This is a genomic window from Protofrankia sp. CiP1_Cm_nod3, assembly GCF_982290655.1.
This window is the reverse complement of record NZ_CEVIVD010000049.1, coordinates 1-1,225: the sequence shown is the minus strand read 5'-3', so window position 1 is coordinate 1,225 and position 1,225 is coordinate 1. Positions and strand designations below refer to the sequence as shown.

Below are 1,225 nucleotides of genomic sequence, written 5' to 3'. Positions count from 1 at the left end.
CCGTCGCCCCGCTGACAGCCATCGACAGGATCAACAACAAGTACCTGCTGTGGGGCCGACCGCTGCGTCCGAACGGCTCACAGAACCCGAACACATCACAGGCCTCGGACGTTCCGCGGAACGCGGACGCCACGGGCGGGCCGCTGTGGGTACGCCTGGCCGAGGCCCGGATCGGCCTCCTCGACGTGCCGGTGCCGCGCGCTCCCCGCGAGGACGAATGCGTCTTCCTGGAAACCATCGAATACGTGACGACCGACGAACACGCGGCAACCGACGGAAACGCGACGGCCAGGCCCAGGCACGGCAACGCCTATGTCGCCGAGGAACGGCTCGTCGGTCTGGCCTCCGCCCTGCCGTCCGAGCGGTCCGAAGCCGACGACGACCCACAGCGACCCGACCCTCTCCCGGAGGTGACCCGATGAGCAGCAGCTCCGGCGTCGTGACCTGGAAGACCAGCCCGGACGGCACCCGCCGGCTCGTCATCATCGAGGACAGCGGGAGCGAGCGGCGTTTCAACCGCCGCTTCCTCGACCCAGCGCTAACCACGCTGAGTGACGACGATCTGGCCGGCCGGCCCGTCGAATACGACTGGTCAGGTGGCCAGGCCAAGCGCGTCCGGGACAAGGGCGCCTCCGTGACAGCCCCGCCCAACACGGCCGGCGGCGAACCCGCCCCGACCGGAGCCGAAACCGCCCAGGGCGGATCAGCGCAGGGCGGATCGCCACCGGGCGGATCGCCGCGGGACAGGTCGGGGCCGGCCCCCGCGCCCGGCCCGTCCACACGCCCGCGGCCGGCGGCCCAGCGGGTCACCCGTCAGCCCCCACGTCACATGGCGCCGACACGCCCGTCCCGGCGCACGGCCGGGGACTGGCAGACGGGCGCCGCCGGCATCCCGGGCGAGACGCGGCAGCGCCCGCCCGAGCCGCTGAACGCGTTCGTCAACCCGTACGGGTTCGTCCCGGCGCCGCACCGCGACGAACGGCACCAGACCCTCGGCGACGTCGGCGTCCCCACCACCGACCGTGACCGCCTGCCCGGTCACGACCGGCTCCACGAGGACCGCTGGTCGGGCACGATCGGCGTCACCCTCACCGTCGGCACGCCGCTGCTACTGCTGGACACGCCCTTCCTCAAACGTTCCCAGGACACCGGGCACGCCACCTACCCGGTACTGGAACGGAAAGTGCCCGCATCCGACGGCCGTGAGGAGACCCGGCCGCACCTG

General features: G+C 72.7%; 1 protein-coding gene and 1 pseudogene. Both read left to right on the top strand.

The genetic code is table 11. The annotated features are described in order from the left end of the window. Positions 1-422, top strand: a 422-nt coding sequence (gene csx19 / locus AC5LUJ_RS11715; RefSeq protein WP_493464928.1) for a type III-D CRISPR-associated protein Csx19, incomplete at its 5' end; no start/stop codon positions are given. Beyond that, positions 419-1,225 (top strand): annotated as a pseudogene (locus tag AC5LUJ_RS11710) (hypothetical protein); the annotation flags it as partial. The gene csx19 and the pseudogene AC5LUJ_RS11710, both read left to right, overlap by 4 nt.